This is a genomic window from Altericroceibacterium xinjiangense (assembly GCF_003958635.1).
Taxonomy (GTDB): Bacteria; Pseudomonadota; Alphaproteobacteria; order Sphingomonadales; family Sphingomonadaceae; genus Altericroceibacterium_A; species Altericroceibacterium_A xinjiangense.
The window spans coordinates 1-18,272 of sequence record NZ_RSEK01000020.1 but is presented as its reverse complement, the minus strand read 5'-3'; the positions used below and the strand labels follow the sequence as shown (position 1 = coordinate 18,272).

Annotated in this window: 19 protein-coding genes and 4 pseudogenes; 13 read left to right on the top strand and 10 right to left on the bottom strand. The window is 64.6% G+C overall.

What is annotated here, in order from left to right; all coding sequences use genetic code 11:
- Window positions 1-511, bottom strand: a pseudogene (locus tag ELY13_RS13610) (transposase); the annotation flags it as partial.
- A gap of 65 nt (window positions 512-576) precedes the next feature.
- Window positions 577-811: pseudogene (locus ELY13_RS13605) on the bottom strand (transposase); the annotation flags it as partial.
- 51 nt (window positions 812-862) lie between these two features.
- Here ELY13_RS13605 and ELY13_RS13600 point away from each other — a divergent pair.
- Both ELY13_RS13600 and ELY13_RS13595 read left to right on the top strand, forming a co-directional pair.
- On the top strand, window positions 863-1,270 hold the full coding sequence (locus tag ELY13_RS13600; RefSeq protein WP_126174458.1) for a hypothetical protein: 408 nt from the start codon (window positions 863-865) through the stop codon (window positions 1,268-1,270).
- A complete protein-coding gene (locus ELY13_RS13595) occupies window positions 1,267-1,566 on the top strand; it encodes a hypothetical protein (RefSeq protein ID WP_126174457.1) in 300 nt (99 codons plus the stop codon). The genes ELY13_RS13600 and ELY13_RS13595 overlap by 4 nt, the downstream gene beginning before the upstream one ends.
- Here ELY13_RS13595 and ELY13_RS15220 read toward each other — a convergent pair.
- The gene (locus ELY13_RS15220; protein ID WP_206436072.1) at window positions 1,532-2,227 is read right to left on the bottom strand and encodes a hypothetical protein; all 696 of its coding nucleotides are present in this window, start codon (window positions 2,225-2,227) and stop codon (window positions 1,532-1,534) included. The genes ELY13_RS13595 and ELY13_RS15220 overlap by 35 nt on opposite strands.
- 58 nt (window positions 2,228-2,285) lie before the next feature.
- Between ELY13_RS15220 and ELY13_RS13585 the strand changes: the two genes are divergently transcribed.
- Both ELY13_RS13585 and ELY13_RS13580 read left to right on the top strand, forming a co-directional pair.
- Window positions 2,286-2,609 carry a polysaccharide deacetylase family protein gene (locus ELY13_RS13585; protein WP_126174455.1) on the top strand — a complete coding sequence of 108 codons (324 nt, stop codon included), beginning with the start codon at window positions 2,286-2,288 and terminating at the stop codon, window positions 2,607-2,609.
- 162 nt (window positions 2,610-2,771) lie between these two features.
- Window positions 2,772-3,263: a DUF2141 domain-containing protein gene (locus tag ELY13_RS13580; protein ID WP_241233714.1), complete on the top strand. Its 492-nt coding sequence runs from the start codon at window positions 2,772-2,774 to the stop codon at window positions 3,261-3,263.
- 13 nt (window positions 3,264-3,276) lie between these two features.
- Here ELY13_RS13580 and ELY13_RS13575 read toward each other — a convergent pair whose 3' ends face one another.
- From ELY13_RS13575 to ELY13_RS13565, 3 genes are all read right to left on the bottom strand, one after another.
- The gene (locus ELY13_RS13575; RefSeq protein WP_338142332.1) at window positions 3,277-3,990 is read right to left on the bottom strand and encodes a nucleotidyltransferase family protein; all 714 of its coding nucleotides are present in this window, start codon (window positions 3,988-3,990) and stop codon (window positions 3,277-3,279) included.
- Window positions 3,991-4,055: 65 nt separating this feature from the next.
- Complete coding sequence (locus ELY13_RS13570) at window positions 4,056-4,952, bottom strand: hypothetical protein (protein WP_126174453.1); 897 nt, start codon at window positions 4,950-4,952, stop codon at window positions 4,056-4,058.
- Window positions 4,949-5,980, bottom strand: a complete 1,032-nt coding sequence (locus ELY13_RS13565) for a diacylglycerol/lipid kinase family protein (RefSeq protein ID WP_126174452.1) — start codon at window positions 5,978-5,980, stop codon at window positions 4,949-4,951. The genes ELY13_RS13570 and ELY13_RS13565 overlap by 4 nt, the downstream gene beginning before the upstream one ends.
- 139 nt (window positions 5,981-6,119) lie before the next feature.
- Here ELY13_RS13565 and ELY13_RS13560 point away from each other — a divergent pair, with 139 nt between their 5' ends.
- Window positions 6,120-7,259, top strand: coding sequence for a CDP-alcohol phosphatidyltransferase family protein (locus ELY13_RS13560; RefSeq protein WP_420897429.1), 1,140 nt, complete (start codon window positions 6,120-6,122; stop codon window positions 7,257-7,259).
- Between the two features lies 1 nt (window position 7,260).
- Window positions 7,261-7,686 (top strand): HIT family protein, encoded by a 426-nt coding sequence (locus ELY13_RS13555; protein ID WP_126174450.1) that lies wholly within the window; start codon window positions 7,261-7,263, stop codon window positions 7,684-7,686.
- 3 nt (window positions 7,687-7,689) lie between these two features.
- Here the strand turns inward: ELY13_RS13555 and ELY13_RS13550 are convergent, their stop codons facing one another.
- A complete protein-coding gene (locus tag ELY13_RS13550) occupies window positions 7,690-8,436 on the bottom strand; it encodes a phosphocholine cytidylyltransferase family protein (protein ID WP_126174460.1) in 747 nt (248 codons plus the stop codon).
- A 104-nt stretch (window positions 8,437-8,540) separates the two neighbouring features.
- Between ELY13_RS13550 and ELY13_RS13545 the strand changes: the two genes are divergently transcribed.
- The 3 genes from ELY13_RS13545 (at window position 8,541) to ELY13_RS13535 (ending at window position 11,514) form a co-directional block, all read left to right on the top strand.
- Window positions 8,541-9,917 (top strand): lipopolysaccharide biosynthesis protein, encoded by a 1,377-nt coding sequence (locus ELY13_RS13545; RefSeq protein ID WP_126174449.1) that lies wholly within the window; start codon window positions 8,541-8,543, stop codon window positions 9,915-9,917.
- Window positions 9,918-9,926: 9 nt separating this feature from the next.
- Entirely contained in the window at window positions 9,927-11,144 is a 1,218-nt protein-coding gene (locus ELY13_RS13540; protein ID WP_126174448.1) for a M20 metallopeptidase family protein, read from the top strand.
- 121 nt (window positions 11,145-11,265) lie between these two features.
- Window positions 11,266-11,514, top strand: a complete 249-nt coding sequence (locus tag ELY13_RS13535) for a hypothetical protein (protein WP_126174447.1) — start codon at window positions 11,266-11,268, stop codon at window positions 11,512-11,514.
- A gap of 15 nt (window positions 11,515-11,529) precedes the next feature.
- Here the strand turns inward: ELY13_RS13535 and ELY13_RS13530 are convergent, their stop codons facing one another.
- Together ELY13_RS13530 and yghU are read right to left on the bottom strand one after the other, a co-directional pair.
- The gene (locus ELY13_RS13530) at window positions 11,530-11,925 is read right to left on the bottom strand and encodes an HIRAN domain-containing protein (RefSeq protein WP_241233713.1); all 396 of its coding nucleotides are present in this window, start codon (window positions 11,923-11,925) and stop codon (window positions 11,530-11,532) included.
- Window positions 11,926-12,073: 148 nt separating this feature from the next.
- A pseudogene (gene yghU, locus ELY13_RS13525) lies at window positions 12,074-12,944 on the bottom strand (glutathione-dependent disulfide-bond oxidoreductase).
- A gap of 587 nt (window positions 12,945-13,531) precedes the next feature.
- Here yghU and tnpC point away from each other — a divergent pair.
- The 4 genes and pseudogenes from tnpC (at window position 13,532) to ELY13_RS13510 (ending at window position 17,272) form a co-directional block, all read left to right on the top strand.
- Window positions 13,532-15,045 (top strand): annotated as a pseudogene (gene tnpC / locus ELY13_RS13520) (IS66 family transposase).
- Window positions 15,046-15,328: 283 nt separating this feature from the next.
- The gene (locus ELY13_RS15705) at window positions 15,329-15,646 is read left to right on the top strand and encodes a DUF6161 domain-containing protein (protein ID WP_420897430.1); all 318 of its coding nucleotides are present in this window, start codon (window positions 15,329-15,331) and stop codon (window positions 15,644-15,646) included.
- A 9-nt stretch (window positions 15,647-15,655) separates the two neighbouring features.
- Window positions 15,656-15,910, top strand: a complete 255-nt coding sequence (locus ELY13_RS13515) for a hypothetical protein (RefSeq protein ID WP_126174446.1) — start codon at window positions 15,656-15,658, stop codon at window positions 15,908-15,910.
- Between the two features lie 1,170 nt (window positions 15,911-17,080).
- Window positions 17,081-17,272 carry a hypothetical protein gene (locus ELY13_RS13510; RefSeq protein ID WP_126174445.1) on the top strand — a complete coding sequence of 64 codons (192 nt, stop codon included), beginning with the start codon at window positions 17,081-17,083 and terminating at the stop codon, window positions 17,270-17,272.
- 26 nt (window positions 17,273-17,298) lie between these two features.
- On the opposite strand, the gene ELY13_RS13505 is transcribed toward ELY13_RS13510, so the two are convergent.
- Window positions 17,299-17,646: a hypothetical protein gene (locus tag ELY13_RS13505; RefSeq protein ID WP_126174444.1), complete on the bottom strand. Its 348-nt coding sequence runs from the start codon at window positions 17,644-17,646 to the stop codon at window positions 17,299-17,301.
- Between the last annotated feature and the right edge of the window lie 626 nt (window positions 17,647-18,272).

Genomic DNA, 18,272 nt, shown 5'->3' with positions numbered 1-18,272 from the left:
CCAACTTCATGGCCCTCTCGGCGCAAGTGCCGGACCATCTGCCGGCTGCCGTACCAGGGCATGCCGAGGAACGCAGCATCGATGACGCGCATGAGTTCCAGCGTCTCCGTCGTCTCGGGAACCGGGGCGTAGTAGTAGGACGAGCGGCTGATCGACAGCAGTCGGCATTGCGCCGCGATCGACAGATGCTGGTGAGCAGGTTCGATCATCGATCGCCTCCGGGCCACGCTCATCGACCGGAGGCCTTCGCCAAAAAATCCCGCTCGACTACCAATTGCCCGATCTTGACGTGCAACTTCTCGATTTCCGCCTCGCTGATGGCCTTACTCTGATCGCCACCTTCGAACACGCTGGCCATCCCTTCCATGGCCTGGCGCTTCCACGCCCCGATCATCGTGTGGTGGATACCATGCTTCGCAGCCAGTTCAGCCAGCGTCAGATCACCCCGGATCGCCTCCATGGCTACCTTCGCCTTGAACTGCGCGCTGTAGCGCTTTCTCGTCGTCTTCATTCCCGTCCATTCCTCAGGTCGGGATGAGCTTAACACCCTGTCCAAAAATCCGGGACCACCTCACAGTATGCGGCGGTGTGCAGGAAGAGGCGCATCTGATTGGCATTGGCCGAGCGGCACGAGGTGCGATCACTGGCGAGCTGGCTCTTGGCGCTTGATCAGGTTCTCGGCCTGACTGCGGGCGCAGTACAGCGTGTCGTAGATGTGCTCGGCCGAGCCTTCAGCCAGCAAGGTGACGACATATCGGATATCCATGCCCAGCGTGCTGGCCTCAATCCGGGCGACGACGCGGCGCTGGCATTTCCAGCGACGTCACTCGTTGCCGGAGCTTGGGAAAGCGTAAAGCCGTTCGTGCCTGATCCCGTCCTACAGCGGCTGAAAAGGCTGATGGGACGCGGCGGACCGCCGCTGGGGCAGGTATATATCGGCGATCTTGCCCGCGCCAGCCCGATCAGCTGGCAGTACGGGTACGACCGGGGCACCCCGATCGACCGCTATTACATCGAAGGGTTCCTGGGCGAGAACGCCGGCGCCATTCGCGGTCAGGTGCTCGAAGTGGGCGAATCGGTCTACAGCCGCAAATTCGGAACCGGGATTACCTGGCAGGACGTGCTGCACGTCCATGCCGAAAACCGGAAGCCACGATCGTCGGCGACTTGTCCCAGGAAGGTGTCCTTCCGAAAGACAGCTTCGATTGCCTGGTCGTCACGCAGACCCTCCAGCTCATCTACGACATGGAAAAGGCGGTCGAGTAGATGAGGAACGCGCTGAAGCCGGGCGGGACGTTGCTGGTGACGGTTCCCGGCGTGGCCGCGGTCGAACGGGGCGAATGGCGGGACACCTGGTACTGGGCGCTGACAGAATTTTCGGCCAAGCGGATGTTCGAAAAGTTCTTTTCGCCCGAAGACGTCGAGATCGTGGTCTATGGCAACGTCTATTCCGCAAGCTCCTTCCTCTACGGCCTTGCGGTGGAGGAAGTGAAGACCAGCTGGCTCGACAAGCTGGACCCGGCCTACTCTGTCACGATCGGCATCCGGGCGACTCGTGCCCGGTAAGGCCGTCGCCCGCCTGCGCCGTCTGGCCGGGCGCGCCGTGCGGCGGACCAGGCGCCTCGGTCTGAAGCGGGGAGAGGCCACGCTGATCCTGATGTACCACCGGGTGGCGGAGCCTGCATTCGACCCTTCGGGCCTGTGCGTTTCGCCCGAGCGGTTTCGGCAGCAGATGGAAATGCTGAAGGCGGAACGGACGCCGGTTTCGATGGAGGAACTGGTCGCCGGCCTGAAAACCGGAAAATTGCCGCCTTACGCGACCGCGGTGACGTTCGACGATGGGTCCGCCGACAACGTCCTGACGGCCAAGCCGATTCTTGACGCTCTGGGCGTTCCGGGCACGCTGTTCCTGACGACCGGCTTCGTCGGTACAAACCGGCTCTACTGGTGGAATGCGCTGGCCCATCTCGTACTTGCCAGTCCGCAGGCGGCGGATTTCGATTTTCGAGGTAAACGGCGTTCGTCTGCACGCAACGTGGGACGCGCAGAAAAGCCTGCCCGCTTCCTTGCGCGGCTGGCGGAGCGAAGACATGGATGGCGAGGCGGGCAGCGATCCCCGCCGGGCGGCGTACGTCCGGCTGTGGGAGGCCTCCAGACAATGTCGCCCGATGCCCGGGAAGATACGCTCGACCGGCTGCGGAACCGAATCGGCGGTTCGGCGGAACAAGACGCTGCCGCGATCGACCGGCCGATGGCCTTGAGATGGCGCGCGGGTTCCCGGGGATGTGACCAGTCTTGGCGGGCATGGCCGCACCCATGCACCGCTTCCCGCGCTGCCGGTGCCCGAGCGCCGGGACGAAATCGCCGGGGGGCGGGCCAATATCGCCCGAATGACCGGAGACGCCCCTCCCGGCTTTGCCTACCCGCATGGAAGTCTGGATCGCCAGACGGAAGAACTGGTAAGGGAGGCCGGATACGACTGGGCCGTCACCTCGCGCTATGACGTGATTCACCCGCGCCATCACGATCTTTACCGGTTGCCCCGGCTTGCGGTGGGTGACTGGTCGGCAGGCCGACTGTCGCAGACGATCGCCGGCATCGGAGGCTAGGACCGCCGCTCCGGGTCCTTCATCTGGTCACAAAAGCGCTCTAGCGGTTGAATGAACCTGCGCCTCGGCGGAGATTAAGCCCGAATTCAACTGAGTTCGCTATGTCGGCCCATTACGTGGAAACGATGCAGGGGGCATCGGCCCCTCCGAACGGAGTACCGAGTGAAGAACGTTTTCAGAATACCTGCCCTTGCGCTTGTGAGTGTCGGCGTGGCGATTGCCGCCCCGGCCAGCGCGCAGTACGGGCAATCCATACCGAACGACATGAGGCAGTGCCGTGCCGGAGCAGGCCCCGCGATGCTGGTGACGATCAACGGTATCAAGGCCTCCACCGGGAAGATGCGCGTGCAGAGCTATCGCGCCACGCCGTCCGAATGGATGGCGAAAGGCCGCTGGCTCAGCCGGATCGAAGTTCCGGCCAAGGCGGGGACAATGACGTTCTGCATGCCCCTGCCGTCCACCGGGACCTATGGCATCGCCGTGCGTCACGACGTCACCGGCAATGGCCGCACCGACTTGACCAGCGATGGCGGGGGCATGTCCAACAACCCCAGCATCAACGTGCTGAACCTCGGCAAGCCGAGCTACACGAAAGTCGCCGTCCCTGTCGGGCAGTCGGTGAAGTCGATCTTCATCGACATGCGGTACTTGTAGGCGCGAACCCCAGTTAATCCCGGGGGTTTTTCGTTTCAGCCACGATTTGCCGCGCGAGCGCAAGATCGGCCGGCTTGTCAACATCGACCGCGGCAAGCCCGTTGCGCGCCGGAACGATGGCGGCGGTAACCCCGATCCGCTGCCCCAGCCGCGAGACAGCTTCGGCCAGGGTCAGCTTGCCGCGCCAGTAGCTCCAGAGCGTGCCCAGCCCCAGCCGCCGGGCAATCCGCCACGGGCGCTTGCGATCCGCCTCGACCTGCCGCCAGGTGGCGATTGCCCGTTCGGCCCGTCCGTTTGCCAGCAGGAATAGGTTGCAGCCCGACCAGTCTCCATCGGCGAAGCGCAGCCAGGTCCGCTTGCTGTCCGGGGCCGCGGCTTCGACGTCGCGCCTCCGGGCCAGCAGCAGGGCGACATCGCACCCTGCCGGCGCATCCGACAGAAAATCGCGCACCCATTCGCCTTCTAGCAAGGCGTGGTCGGCGGTCGTCACCACAAGCGGAGTGCCCAGGTCCGCCAGCGCGAGCCCGACGCTTTCGCTCGGCCCGGAAGCGGGGGGGAGCACATCGGCGCCAAGCCGCCGCGCTTCAGCAGTTACGTCCGGATTATCGGCCGAAACGGCGATCCGTTCCGCCCCGGAGCGCACAAGCGCGGCATGGACGCGGGCAAGCAGGGTCTGCCCATCGACCACCGCTAGCGCCTTGTGCGCCACGCCTTCGGTCTCCGCCACGGGATCGACTGCACCTGGGCGTGACCCGGCTAGAATGAGAGCCCTGTAGGTTGCCGCCTCATAGCTCATGGGGCGCTCCGCCGCGCACGCCACACCCGCCACAGGACGCCGGGCGCGGCGAGTACGGGGTGCCGCTCCCGCCAGGGGGTGAGGCGGACGGGGATCCCGGTGTGCCGCTCCACTTTCCAGGCTCCGTAGCGGGCCGCGCCCTCGAACGTGCGAGTCGCGCGGATCAGCCGGCGGATGTTGAGCCACTTGCCGAGCCGCCGCCGCTTGCCCCACCAGCGCCGCACCGCGCGCCGCTCGGCATCGGAAATGTGCGGGCGGATGGTCTCGCCGTCCATGGTGAAGGAAACACCCGCGCCGTCCAGCGCCAGCGGGAGCAGGCCGGCGAAGTGATCGGGATTGGCCGACAGGATCGAATCCTCGCGCCCCGGTTTCTCGACTCGCAATTCGGCGGTGTAGGTGCCGCGGAACAGTGCGCGCCAGTAATCGGCCGGGCGGCCGGCTTCGGGGCCGAGGACCGCCGCCAGACGCGCGGCGGTGCGGGCCGCCGCGGCGACTGCCTCCGTCACCTGCGCACGGCTATCCGCGTCGCGTGCCCAGACCAGCGCGCTCGGCTGAACGAAGCGCGCCCAGATGGTGGTGTCGATCGTCTCACCGGAAGCAGCGGCGCGAAAAGTCTCCAGCGTCATCGCGGCGATCTTGGCGCGCAGCGTGTCCGGTTCGCGGGCGAACTCGCGGTAGGACACGCGCGGCCAGATCCCGCGTTCCCGCTCCCCCGGCAGCAGGAGATAGAAATCGAGCACGCCGTCGAGCGAGCCGGTCCGCAGGTTGGAACCGTAAAACAGCACGGCGCAAGCACCGCTTTCGCGGGCGAGTTCCTGCGCCAGACTGGCAACGGCAGGATCCACGTCCCGTGTCAGCGCGGCGGTGATGCGCGCGAAAAGGGGATCGGTCACGGAACGATGAAAGTGAGCTGCGGCCCTTGCGCAACCCGATAGGTTCCACCGGGAAAGAATTCACCGTCAAGGACGAAGCGGTCGTCGATCTCCAGCGAAAGGGAGTCGAGCGCGATCCGGTGCATGTCGCGCGCCGCGGTGCCGCGCAGTTCCTTCCCCGCGCCCAGCATCGGCAGGCGCGCCACAGTCGTGCGGCGGGGAGTGTCCACCAGCACCAGCCGCAAGCCGGAGGCGAGATCGCCGAACGGGCGGATGCCGGCCGGGAATCGCTCTATGGTGGAGGCGAACAGCAGCCAGCGCACATCGCGCGGGCCGGCGCCGCCATGCGGCAGTTCGTGTCCCTGCGAATCGCGCAGCCGCATCCGCGCGCATTGTCGCCAGGGATTGCGTGCCCCGCCGAACACGGACTGGACCACGCCCAGGACTGCGGTGATGCCTACCGCGACCGAGTTGAACACTCCGAAGCGGTGCGCGTCCTGTCCGGCATTGGTGGCAGTGCTGAACATTCCGGCGCCCAGCACGAAGCCGGTGACTTGCGCGTCTTTGCGCGTCACGTCGCTGATCACCAGCGGGCGGCGAATCTTGCGGTTTCCGGCGCGGATCGAATCGACCGCGCGGACGAGATCCCAATCGGACGGCAACCCGAGATCGACGGCCAGCGCGTTGGTCTTCCCCTTGGGCAGCACGATCAGTTCCGGCCAGCTATCGCCAAACACGGGTTTTCCGGCGGTCAGCACATCGCGCACCGTCCCGTCGCCCCCGTCGACCGCGAGGTATTCGACCCCTGCCTGCGCAAGGCGAACGAGGGCCGATATCAGATCGGCCCGCCGGGACGGCGTTTCGATCAGGACGTTGGGCTGGCCGGCCAGCTCCGATTCGCGGCCCTGGTTGCGATGGCTGCGCGGATTGCGGATGACGCCGATCAGCGGCTTGTCGCTGGCGAGCGACAACCGCGGGACGGGACGCACGGCTTCCTCCGGCAGGCGGACCCGGGGAATCCGTTCGAAGTGATGGACCGTTCCGTGCATTCGGGCCCCTTAGTCGCTGAGCTGGCGGTTGCTACAGTAATATTGCAATGTCGGACCTTGCGTGCAGTTTAACAAGGAGGAATGGCGGATTGCGGTTTGCCGGGTCTGCCCCTAAGCGCGCGGCGCAATGCAGGACCATGTGCCAGAGCTCGTGCCACCTCCGGGGCCCTCCCGGGAGCCAACGCCCGCCATCGAGACCGTCGGCGCCAATCCCACCCGCTTGTGGGGGCTGACGATGGCGGAGCGCACGCGCCGGATCGCCCGAAGGATGGATCCGCCGTCTGCCGGCGTCGTGCTGGTCAACGCGCGCTTTGCCGCCGATCCTGCCTGGATTCGCCACGTGGGCGGGCAGCCTAGCGTGGTACTGACGCTGGGCGGGATACCCGCCCTGGCTCATGCCCGGTCGGCGGAAGAAGCCGCGGCGCTGCGTTCCGCGATGCAGGATGATCAGCCGCTCGCCAGGGCCGGTTCGCTCGACGTGATGGCGTATGAAGACCGTCCGCAGATCGAGAACAAGGAGCTGCGCAAGCGCGAAACCCCGTTCCTGATGGAGCTGCGCCCCGGAACCGTGCGGGCGATCGAACGGGCGAGCTACTTTGGCGCCTACAAAGGCGTGACCGACATCCTGACGAAGTATCTCTGGCCTGAGTGGGCACTGGTACTGACCCGGATCGCGGCCCGGCTGGGCATCACGCCCAATATGGTGACCGCAGCCGGGGCCGTGTTCTGCGTGCTCGCGACCGTGGCCTTCGCCTATGGCCATTACTGGCTTGGCCTGGCGCTGGGGCTGGCGTTCATGGTGCTCGACACGGTGGACGGGAAGCTCGCCCGCTGCACGATCACCTCGTCCGCATGGGGCAACGTGTTCGACCACGGGATCGACTTGATCCATCCCCCCTTCTGGTGGTGGTTCTGGGCCACCGGCTTGTCCTACTGGGGACTGGCCCTGCCAGATCAAACGTTCGCGCTGGTCATGATCGCGATTATCGGCGGCTATGTGCTGCAGCGGGGGATCGAGGGGCTGTTCATCCAGCAGAACGGGATGCACATCCACGTCTGGCGGCGTTTTGACAGTAACTTCCGCCTGATCACCGCCCGGCGCAATCCGAACATGGTGATCCTGTTCGTCGCCCTGCTGCTGGGCCGGCCCGACTGGGGGATCGTTGCGGTGGCGTGGTGGACGATGATTTCGCTGGTTGTCCATGCCGTGCGGCTGGGGCAGGCTTGGCTGAAGCGCACGCGCGGCGTTCCGATTACCAGTTGGCTGGCGGAGAATTGAGATGAACCAGACGATCCGGAAGTTCGGTTGGCCGCAGACCTTGGTGAAGGAGCTTGCCCACTGGGTGGTCCTCGCTCGTCCGGCCCAGCCGACGCTCGGTAGCCTCGTCCTCGCGGCGAAATCGGACGCGCAGGCGTTCTCCGATCTGCCCGCGGGGGCCCATGCCGAACTGGCGGAGGCGACGAAGGCGATCGAAAGCGCGCTCACCCGCGCCGTCGGCTACGCGAAGATTAATTACCTGATGCTGATGATGGTCGACAACGAAGTCCACTTCCACGTGATCCCGCGCTACGAAGGCGCGCGGGAATGGAACGGACGGCAGTTCCCCGACGCGGGCTGGCCCAAGGTGCCCGATCTTTCCGCGGCGGTGGCGCTGGAAGGAACCGAGTTGGACCAGCTGACCGGCTGGCTGCGGGAATTCTTCTAGGGTTTACCGGCGGTCGGCAACCCATTCGTCGGTCAGGCGCGTCGCGGTTTCGATGTCGTTGAGGAAATCGACTTCGGCCCAGTCCATCCCCTCAATCGACACGGTGCCGACCTTGCCGGTATCGGCCAGGAGGTCGATCACTTTCAGGTACCAGTGCTGGACACCCTCGGGCCGGCGCATCGCGGTGCGCACCGCTTCGCGGAACAAGTCCGCCCCTTCGCCGCGGAAGGCGAGAAACCCGATTGATTCGGCGTTGCTTTCCGCTTCGGTCAGGGTCTTGCCGATTCGCCGCAGCCGCTGTCCTTCGCGCTGCACTTTCATGTCGTCGCTATCGTAGGCGGGCTTTACGTCGACGGTGACTGCGATCGGCCAGTCGCTGCCTTGCTGGACGCGGGCGACGATGTCTTCCGACACCAGCGTATCGCCGTTCAGGATCAGGAAGTCCCCGCGCATTTCCTCCCGCACGATCCAGCAGGAGCCGAGGTTGTCCGCCACCTTGAAGAATGGATTGAAGTGACTGACCACTTCCACCCGGGGATCGGAAATTCCCGCGAGGTGATCGTCGACCAGATCGGTCATGAACCCGGTGACGACATCGATCCGCTTCACGCCCCTGCGGGCCAGCATCTCGATCTGCCATTCAATCAGCGAATGGCCGGAGAAGTCGATCAGGCACTTCGGCCGTTCGGCGGTGAGCGGCAGCAGCCGGGAGCCTTGCCCGGCGCTGAGGAGGATCGCGTGTTCGATCATGCGCAAGCCGCTATCGCCTGATCCGCTTGCCCGCAACGCAATACTGGCCGCCTGGGGCAGAGCGCTTGCGTGCGCGGTCAAGCTCGTTCACACACGGCGCCGAAATGTCGAAGGTCGCCCGAGAGATGCCCCGGTCGCTGCTCGGGCGGATGCTGACCAATACGGCCGTCCTGCTGGGCGGCAAGGGCTTCGGCGCGGTCTGCAGCTTCATCTATCTTGCGATCCTGGCCCGTTCCCTAGGCCTGAAGGGGTTCGGCCATTTCTCGCTGATCTTCGGCGCAGCTCAGGCGCTGATCGCGATTTCCGGTTTTGAAACCTGGCGCGTGGTGGTCCGCTACGGCGCGGCGCACGTGCACCAGAAAAATTGGGCGGCCTTCGGGCGGCTGGGCATGCTCGCGGGAGTGTTCGACCTGGTGGGGGCGGTGTTCGGCTGCGCGATCGCCTATGTGGTGTATTTCCACTTCGCGCAGGCGCTGGGGCTGAACCCGGAGTATCGCACCGGCGCCTTCGCCATCACCTGCATCATGCTGTTCGCGCTGGTTTCCGCCCCGACGGGCATCGTCCGCGCGCTCGACCGGTTCGACATGGCCGTCTATGTCGAGGCGATCGTGCCCGCCGGACGGCTGATCGCGGCGGTGGCGATCTGGCTGACCGAGCCGACCGTGCTCAACTTCCTGCTCGCCTGGGCGCTGATCGACGTGGCCGAGGCAATTGCCTACTGGGCCGTGGCGCACCGGTTGTGTCCCGAGGCCGTCCGCCTGAAGCATCTGAGCGAATGGCGGCAGGCGCGGCGAGACAACCCGGGTGTCGGGCACTTCTTCCTGGTGACCTATGCCGGCGCGAGCGTGGACGCGGCGACGAAGAACGGGCCGCTGCTGGTGGTTGGCTATCTGGTCGGGACAAGTGCGGCCGGCCTCTACCGCATGGCCAGCCAGTTGAGCCAGGGGATGAGCAAGCTGTCGACCCTGCTCACTCGCGCCGCTTATGCCGAGGTCAACCGGGCGCACGTATCGGCCGACCTCGATGAATTTCGCAAGCTGGTGCGGCAGACCAGCCTGATCGCGGCGCTGGCCGGGGGCGGGGTGGTGCTGCTGGCGGTTCTGCTGGGCAAGCCGCTGCTGGGCCTGATCGGGGGGGAGGAGTTTCGCCGCGCCTATATCGTACTGGTGCCGCTGACGCTGGCCGCCAGCTTCGAACTGGCCAGCGTTGCCTTTGAGCCGGTGCTTCACGCCACCGGACGCGCGCGCCAGGCGCTGGTCGCCCGCCTCGTGGGGCTGGCGGCGGTGGCCCTTGGCATCCTGCTGTTTCTGGGCGGCGGCGCGCTGGATATCGCGCTGGCTGTAGCAGCCGGGGCCGCAGTGACGTACGCCGTGCTTGGCCTGATGGGATGGCACAGCCTGAGGATGCTCAAGGCCATGCCGGAAATCCTGGCCGAAGAAGTCGGCGCAGACGCTCTGGCGCCGGAGCGGGGAGGAGGGTAGGCTCCTTCCATGCTTACGCGCCAGCTCCTCGACGATGCCCGGGCGATTGCCGACCGCATCACCGCGCTTCGCCGCGCCATCCACGCCGACCCGGAACTCGGCCTAGAAACTCCCAGGACGCTTGCGAAAGTCCGCGCCGAACTGGCGGACCTGCCGCTGGAATGGCGGGAAGGGTCTTCGACCACCGGGGCGGTCGCGGTGCTGAACGGCGGGAAGGCCGGTCCGGCAGTGCTGCTGCGCGGGGACATGGACGCCTTGCCGATGGCGGAAGAAACGGGGCTCGACTTCGCATCGACCATTCCCGGCCGGATGCACGCCTGCGGGCACGATACCCACACTGCGATGCTTGCAGGAGCGGCGCGGATACTTGCAGCCCGCAAGGATGACTTGGCGGGTGAGGTGCGGTTCATGTTCCAGCCGGGTGAGGAAGGCTTCCACGGCGCGCGCTTCATGATCGAGGACGGACTGCTGGGCGGGGCAGAGGAGGGGCCAGACTGGCCCTTGCCGCAAGCCGCCTTCGCGCTCCACATCATGCCCAATTCGCCGCACGGAGTGATCGCCAGCCGTCCCGGCGCGCTGATGGCGGCGGCCGACATGCTGCGGATCACGGTCACCGGCCGCGGCGGCCATGCTTCCATGCCGCACGACACGCGCGATCCGGTGCCGGTCGCCTGCGAGATCGTCACGGCCCTGCAGGCACTCGTTACCCGGCGGTTCAACGCGGCCGAGGCGATGGTGGTCACGATCACCCGGATGGATGCGGGCAGCGCGCACAACGTGATTCCCAACGAAGTCACCCTTCAGGGCACGATCCGCACGCTTTCGAACGAACGGCGCGCCGAAGTCCCCGCCGCGATCCGCCACCTCGCTGAACAGATAGCCGAAGCGCACGAATGCGCCGCCACAGTGGCGATCGAGCCGGGCTTTCCCGTCACTCTCAACGATGAGCGGGCGATCGCGCTAGGCGAAGCCGTCACGCGAGAAGATCAGGACGGGCAATTCCAGCTTCTGGCCGATCCGATCATGGGGGCGGAGGACTTCTCCTACGTCCTGCAGAAAGTGCCGGGGGCAATGTTCTTCCTCGGTGTCGCGAAGGAAGGGACCGACTGGCGCCATGCCTGCGGCATTCACTCCAGCCGGATGATGGTGGACGAAAGCGTGCTTCCCCGCGGGGCGGCGTTCTTGGCCGGCTGCGCCGTGCGCTTTCTGGATCGAGGCTGGGACTGACGCTCCCTCGCTGAACTCGGGGGCTTCGGCCTTGAGGTCCCGAGCCGCAGGGCACCGATCCGGAACCGCCGGGCGTGTCCGCCTTTATCTTGTCAGACCAAGATTGGCAGGAGGAGTGATGATGCCCGTTTCCCAAACCCCCGTTATCGAGCGGATCGCGCGCGTGCTTTCCGGACAGCGCTTCAGCGCGAATGCGGATGGCGATTCGCGCTCTGCCGGGGACGCGGTGGACCGGGACTGGCCCAATCACGTCGCCGATGCCTGCGCGGTGCTCCATACCCTGCGGGAGCCGGACAAGACTATGGCAGCCGCGGGCGATCCCGAAGTCTGGGGGGCGATGGTCGAGGCGGCGCTGAAAGCGGAAACCTGATCCGCGCCGGGCGAACTAGACGTCCGGCCATTCCTCATCCGGCCAGAATTCCGCATTTTCCGGCGGGACCGGCCGCGCGGGCGGGGGAAGCCTCGGCTTCTCCCCGTCGAAGGCCACGCGGATGACAGCGCCGTACCGCGCGGTTTCCTGGAAGATGGCCTGCACGTCACGGCCCTGGCGGATCAGCGCGCCAATGCGCCCGCAGCGCTCGGCCGATACGTAGCCCATCTGCACTCCGCGGCAGCTGTAGACCGCGATTGCGCGCGGATCGGCCGGGTTCTTCGGTTCCGGTACCAGCTCGACCGGCTCCCCGGGATGGCACAGAGCAATCTCGAACCGGCGAGCCGGGCCCCGCTTGTTCGGGTAGTCCGCCCCGACGACGGCGAGCGAGAGGGAAGGCAGCGCGTTCACGCGAGGTACTTGGGACCGGGAGCCCTTCAGGGGAAGGGGCGATTGCTTCTCCGCTGCTCGTTGAGCCGGGAGGCCGCGGAATCTGGACGTGCTGCGGGAAGTCTTCAAGCCAACGGGGCTGAAGCGCGGCTGCGGGTAGACGGTTGGCTCAGAGCCGCTGGCCTCCCATGTCCTGAACCATATCTTCCCTGTTGTTCTCGAAATCGCTCGCGTCGTGCCGCTCAAGCAACTGTGTGTCCGGGTGTCGAACGTGCGGTTGACCATCTGGCCGCGTTTCACGGTTTCGCGATTGCCGATGAGATCCACCCACCGCCTCAGGTTCGCGTATTCGTGGACCGAGAGGAATTCCTGGCGTCGTACGCATCGTTCATGATCGCGCCGTACCAGGGCCAGATCGCAATGTCGGCAATCGTGTATTCGTCACCCACCATGTACTCGTTCCAGGCGAGGTGGGAGTCGAGCACATGGAGCTGGCGCTTCGTCTCCATCGCAAAGCGATCGATGGCAGATTCGATCCTGAACGGTGCATAGGCATAGAAATGGCCAAACCCGCCGCCGACAAACGGCGCCGAGCCCATCTGCCACGTGAGCCAATTCATCGTCTCGGCCCGCTTGTAGTGCTCGGTCGGCAGGAAGGCTCCGAACTTTTCGGCAAGGTAGAACAGGATCGAACCGCTCTCGAACAAGCGCGTGGGCGGATTGGTGGAGCGGTCCACCATCGCCGGAATCTTGGAATTCGGGTTTACCCCGACAAAGCCGCTGGAGAACTGGGTTCCTTCGCCGATGCGGATGAGCCACGCGTCGTATTCCGCGTTGCTGTGCTCAAGCGCGATCAGCTCTTCGAGCAGGATCGTCACTTTCACGCCGTTCGGCTTACCCATCGAATAGAGCTGCAGCGGGTGCTCTCCAACCGGCAGGTCCTTTTCGCGCGTTCCGCCAGTCTGTTCAAGGGGCTGGACGGAACAACAGGAGGCGGCAGGGTTTTGCCATAGGCCCTGCCGCCTTTCTTGTGCGCACATGTCGGCGAGATCGTGATCGAAGCTCATGAAGGTTTGCTTCATCTATTAGTTCGTCTGAGGAAATGTCAGGTGGCGTTGTCGGCATGATTGCGGATTGGAACTTTGCACTGCCGCGCTCCTGCCTGCTGAGGTCGGCGCCCGGGTCACGCTGAGCGCATGCGGATGCGCTCGCGGCAGTTTTGAGCCGTTCGCAGCGGGCGATCGTCACTCGTTGGGAAGCTTCACCTGATCGCCGCCGAGCGCGCTTATCTGGCCTACCGCACATTCAAGAACCAAACCGGTTGAGGGGAGTTCACCGCCTGCAGCCCCGCTGCTACAGGCGACGCATGAAGCTGGCGTACAACCGCTACGCGGCCGAGCGGAGTTTTCGGTCCCCTGCAGACTTCGCTCGGTATGCCGACGAGCAGAGAGCCAGATTTGACGCCCTGAAGTCAGGCACCAAAGAATACGAAAGGTGGGGCAGCGCAGCGCGACTCGGAGTGCTCCTGGAGGGCCTGGACTGGCGCCGGGTACACGGCGGGCGCCGTGCGCAAGCACCGCAGATCGCTGGTTGACGTAGACTCCGACGGCTGATTCAGTGGCCCTTGATGCTGAGCGAGGCCGATCTTCCCGACGACGTGGATGCGCTGCGCGCACTCGTCCTCGAGCAGGCCCGGAAGCTGGAGAGCGCCGATGCCGAGGTTGAGCGCCTGCAGGCAATCATCGAAGCCTTCCAGCGCCACCGGTTCGGCCGGCGTTCCGAGCAGCTCGATGTCGATCAGCTCCAGCTGGGCCTCGAGGATGCCGAGACTGCGCTTGCTGAGGCGAAGGCTGCAGGCGAAGCAAAGACGGGCCGCATTCCGGCCAAGTGCCGGCGCAAGACGAACCGTGGATCGCTTCCTGCGCATCTCGAGCGGATCGAGCAAATCGTCGATGTCGAGGATAAAGCCTGCCCCTGCTGCGGGGGCGCGCTCCACAAAATCGGCGAGGATATGTCAGAGCGGCTCGACGTGTGCCGACCACGTTCCGCGTTCTCGTCACCCGCCGTCCGCGCTACGGCTGCCGTGGGTGCGAGAGCGCGGTTGTTCAGGCGTCAGCTCCGGCGCGGATCATCGAGGGCGGTATTCCGACCGAAGCGCTGATCGCGCAAGTGTTGGTCTCAAAATACGCCGATCACCTTCTCTTGTACCGCCAGGCCCAGATCTATGCCCGGCAAGAAATCCGGCTTGATCGCTCGACCCTGGCTGACTGGGTGGGGCGAGCGGCATGGTACCTGCGGCCGCTTCGGGATTGGATTCTCGAGGAACTCAGGCAGGCCGAGCGCTTGTTCGCCGATGAGACCACCGCCCCGGTGCTCGATCCGGGGAAAGGAAGGACCAAGACCGGACAGTTATGGGCTTACGCCCGCGATGATCGCCCCTGGGGCGGGAGCGATCCGCCGATCGTCGCCTATGTCTATGCTCCCGATCGCAAGGCAGAGCGGCCAATCGCGCATCTCGAAGGCTTCGGCGGCATCCTGCAGACAGGCGGCTATACGGGCTACGGTGCGCTTGCGCGCAGGCGCCAGCAGATCCGGCTCGCCTTCTGCTGGGCACACGTGCGGCGCAAGTTCTTCGATCTGATGGATTCGCCAGTGGCGACCGAAGTGCTGCGCCGGATCGCGATGCTCTATGCCATCGAGGGCGAGGTGCGCGGGCTCCCGCCCGAGCAGCGCCGTGTCATTCGTGACGAGCGCAGCCGACCACTCGTAGCTGACCTCCATCAGTATCTGGAGGCTCGGCTTCGCCAGGTCAGCGCCAAGAGCAAGCTCGGCGAGGCGATCCGCTACACGCTCACTCGCTGGGACGGCCTCACGCGGCTCCTCAACGATGGAAGGATCGACCTCGACAGCAACACCGTCGAGCGCTCGATCCGCCCGCTGGCTCTCAATCGCAAGAACGCGCTCTTCGCCGGCTCGGACGAAGGCGGCGACAACTGGGCCGTAATCGCCACGCTCATCGAGTGCTGTACACTGAACGCGGTCAACCCGCACGAATGGCTGACGGAAACGCTCACCAGGCTTGCGAAGGGTCACCCCGCCAATAGCGTCGGCGAACTCATGCCCTGGGCCGACGTGGGCTGAGAACACCGCTTACAGTCTAGTCAGCGACGCCGACGATCGTTTCAAACTCCTCGGTGAACAGATCAGCGAAAACATATGCGAATGGAAGGCGCAGTGGGAGGAGACCCATAATGCCTTCGTGGAGCAACTGGCGACAGAGACAGCAGTCAAACTGTGGAGCAGTCGATCAAAGACCCACGAAGTTCGCTACAAAGGCTTCCGGAAGTTGACTGTTGGCTTTGGCATAGTCGGCTTTGCGCTCACGCTTCTCTGGATTTTCGGCGGCTTCGCGTTCGCCCGCTGAATATTCCCTGACAAGGAAACGGCCCAGCTGGCGTCTTACACAGCCGGATCAGTCGCTCTGTTCACACTTTTCGTCTGGGGTCTACGCGTGCTGATCCGGTCGATGATGTCGGAAGATCATCTTTCAACCGACGCGTCCGCACGTTCAGCCCTCGCGCATACTTACTTAGCGCTTACGAAGGAGAAGGCGGCAACGCCGGAAGGTCGCGCCATAATTCTCGCAGCCCTGTTTGCGCCGGTTTCTGACAGATTGGTCAGAGATGATGCGATGCCCGCCTTTTCGCAGGCGGCCTTGGTCGCACGGGCAGTTACAAAGTAGCCCGGCGCAATGGCAGAGGACTTCCCCCGCACCCTGACCCATGACGAACTGCGGTTCGAAGTCGAACTGATCCTGAAGCGTGTCCCGCGTTTACTGATCCGGGACTGGGGCAGCACCAATCAGAGAACATCGGATCTATCGCGCGACATTCTGCGGGACATGATCCTGGAGCGCCTGAAGCGTTACCAGGTCCGCGCCCCTGCTCGGGTCCGAATACCGTTTGGCAACGCCGGCACGTCGTATGGCGAAGGGCACAAGTCGTGACCCGCTGCCGTCTTTGCGACGCGAACGACCACGAAGCGCTGGCCGAGGATATGGCGCGCGAAATGTGGGCCAACCTCGCGACCAACGATCCCCATGCTGAATGGCACCCGTGGGATGAGGCAGGGCCGTACTGGCAGCGCGTCTTGCGCCAGTATGCGGAGGCGATTATCGCGGACGCTGCAACGGGAGCGTGTGTAGCCCGGCGATCATCCCCAACGACGCTGTCGCATGCTCCCACCACGTTCCTCTGCGGCCTGCCGGTGACGGGCGAAGGCCTGCACAAGAGGATGCTCATCCCACTCTTTCCACAGGACGAGCGATGTCGCGCGATAATGTTCGGACGATGTTTGCGTGTTCAGCCATGCCGCCGCAGCCTCACGGTCCACCTGCTAGACGGGCACCACAGCCGCGATATTCTCTACCTCGGTCATTGTAAGCATCCTCATTGCTACGAAGAGGACACGTTTCACAAGGTACTCATATACGTAGTAACCGCGGTTCCAAGGCGAGGCGGCACCCAACTACTCCGGCTGTCGGTCACGGCTGGCAGATCACGATGGATCGCTATGCCAAGAGGATTATCCGGACGCTGCGGCGGGAGCATCCTATCCATCGACCACTTCACATGGGGTGACTGAGCCCCCGGGGACATACCCTAGGTAAGGAAGCGCGGCTGCAAGGCCCATTGCGCCTATGGTCGCCCCGAAAGTCAGGCAGGCAAACGGGAGGTAATCGCGCGCTTTTGCCGTCTGCGTCATGGTGTCGGACCTTAAGTGACTGGTTGCCTCCATGGTAGATTAGGGTCGGCCAATTCCCGCTACGTGGTAACCGCACACGAGAAACCGACGCCCGACCGGTCCGTTCCGCACTCACTCATGGAGTTCCCGTGAGCAACCTATCGGACCCCGCGCTCACCTCTTTACCTCGGTTGGCGCGAGGTCCGTTCTTTTTGCGGCGCCACTGCTACTTTTTCACCGCCTGGCGACTACCGGGGGCTTGAGGCGGGAGCATGGGTAGCCCCGTCCGAGGGGGCAATCAGCCTCCGCCTGCCGCAAGTGGCTAGCGGCCTGCCGAATCCTGAACCCGATGCGGAAAAATGTTCCTAGCACTTGGAACTGGTTACCTCCCGCGCGGTTGCTGCGTGAGGGCTTGCGCCTACAAGGGCTGTTGATGGGGATCGTGATGCAGAACGTTGCTGTGATTTGCCAGCCGCATACAAAGGTTGAACAGATGCGCGCCCGGTTGGAGTGCCTGGCTGACGAGCTCGACGCGATGGGCCAACACTTCGCCGCTGCGCATGTTTCGATGGCTACCGATCATCTGTTCGAAGCGCGGCCTCAGAGTAAACCCAACGTCGATTGAGCTCGGCCCTCTGGGCTATGGTGCCGCTAAATGCACCCAGGGAAGACGCGCTCAAAGTATCGGTTCATCGCCGCATGGCCTTTCACGGTTAGGCGAACAAAGTCGACGCCGATGCGAAACTCGCTCCCTCTGGCGACAAGCCCCTCAATCTGAAGTGCTTTGACCCAGCGACCTCCAGTCGAGGGAAGAACAGTCGAGTCACGATAAAGCTCGTCGAGCGAGACCAGTCGGCCTTCCGCCGCAGCGATGTGCAATTCGAGCAAAATATCCCAGGCAGGCCCGTCGAAAAGGCTCTTTCCAAACAACTCTCGCCGGAACCGCCGTTGCTCCTTGAGCGATCGAGCAGGGGAGGCAGCATCTCGACCGGCAGTCATGTCTGTCGCTCCCCCTTCGGCGCCCCAATAGCATGTTCATCCTACGCATTTCCTAGGTCTATGCTACTGTGGAAAACCGCTCTCTGGATATATCCTCTGCTGCGGCCGTCCCATCCGACACGATGGCGTGATGTTGCAAAAAATGGCACTCCCGGCGGATCGCGAGCAGTACCGCTACGTAGTAACCGCACCCGGGGAACGACTGCCGTTTCTGCCCATTCTCGCGCCGGACATGGTGTCCAATGGAACCTTTACCGGACCTCGCCCCCACCCCAACGAACTTCCCGTTCACGCGAGGTCCGGCCTTTCTTGCAGCGCCGCGGCTATCTCTCCCGCTGATTTTGGACGAAGATCAGCCTTGGCAGAAGTCGCGGTACATCCGCCAGAACTCGGTGCTCACGGTCGCGATCTAGTTGCCCTTCTCATACGCGACCTTGAACGGATAATCGTCCACTAGGCCGAGCCGCCGCCCACTGCCCCCGCTTGCCACTCAGCGAAGACAGCACGCGGAACAGAGGCAGGTACGGGCCGTTCGCCAAAATCACGCATAGATTGCGACGCGGACGGCAACCCGCTCGACCGTGCGCAACCGCGGGCATGAGGTACAAAGCATGAGAAAGCGACGG

Bases quoted from the DNA above. Each gene is read 5' to 3' on its own strand.
- ELY13_RS13535 (WP_126174447.1), top strand. From the start codon at position 11,266: ATGCCCGTTTCCCAAACCCCCGTTATCGAGCGGATCGCGCGCGTGCTT.
- ELY13_RS13515 (WP_126174446.1), top strand. From the start codon at position 15,656: ATGGCAGAGGACTTCCCCCGCACCCTGACCCATGACGAACTGCGGTTC.
- ELY13_RS13545 (WP_126174449.1), top strand. From the start codon at position 8,541: ATGTCGAAGGTCGCCCGAGAGATGCCCCGGTCGCTGCTCGGGCGGATG.
- ELY13_RS13565 (WP_126174452.1), bottom strand. From the start codon at position 5,980: ATGCACGGAACGGTCCATCACTTCGAACGGATTCCCCGGGTCCGCCTG.
- ELY13_RS13510 (WP_126174445.1), top strand. From the start codon at position 17,081: ATGGGGATCGTGATGCAGAACGTTGCTGTGATTTGCCAGCCGCATACA.
- ELY13_RS13505 (WP_126174444.1), bottom strand. From the start codon at position 17,646: ATGACTGCCGGTCGAGATGCTGCCTCCCCTGCTCGATCGCTCAAGGAG.
- ELY13_RS13555 (WP_126174450.1), top strand. From the start codon at position 7,261: ATGAACCAGACGATCCGGAAGTTCGGTTGGCCGCAGACCTTGGTGAAG.
- ELY13_RS13540 (WP_126174448.1), top strand. From the start codon at position 9,927: ATGCTTACGCGCCAGCTCCTCGACGATGCCCGGGCGATTGCCGACCGC.
- ELY13_RS13595 (WP_126174457.1), top strand. From the start codon at position 1,267: ATGAGGAACGCGCTGAAGCCGGGCGGGACGTTGCTGGTGACGGTTCCC.
- ELY13_RS13550 (WP_126174460.1), bottom strand. From the start codon at position 8,436: ATGATCGAACACGCGATCCTCCTCAGCGCCGGGCAAGGCTCCCGGCTG.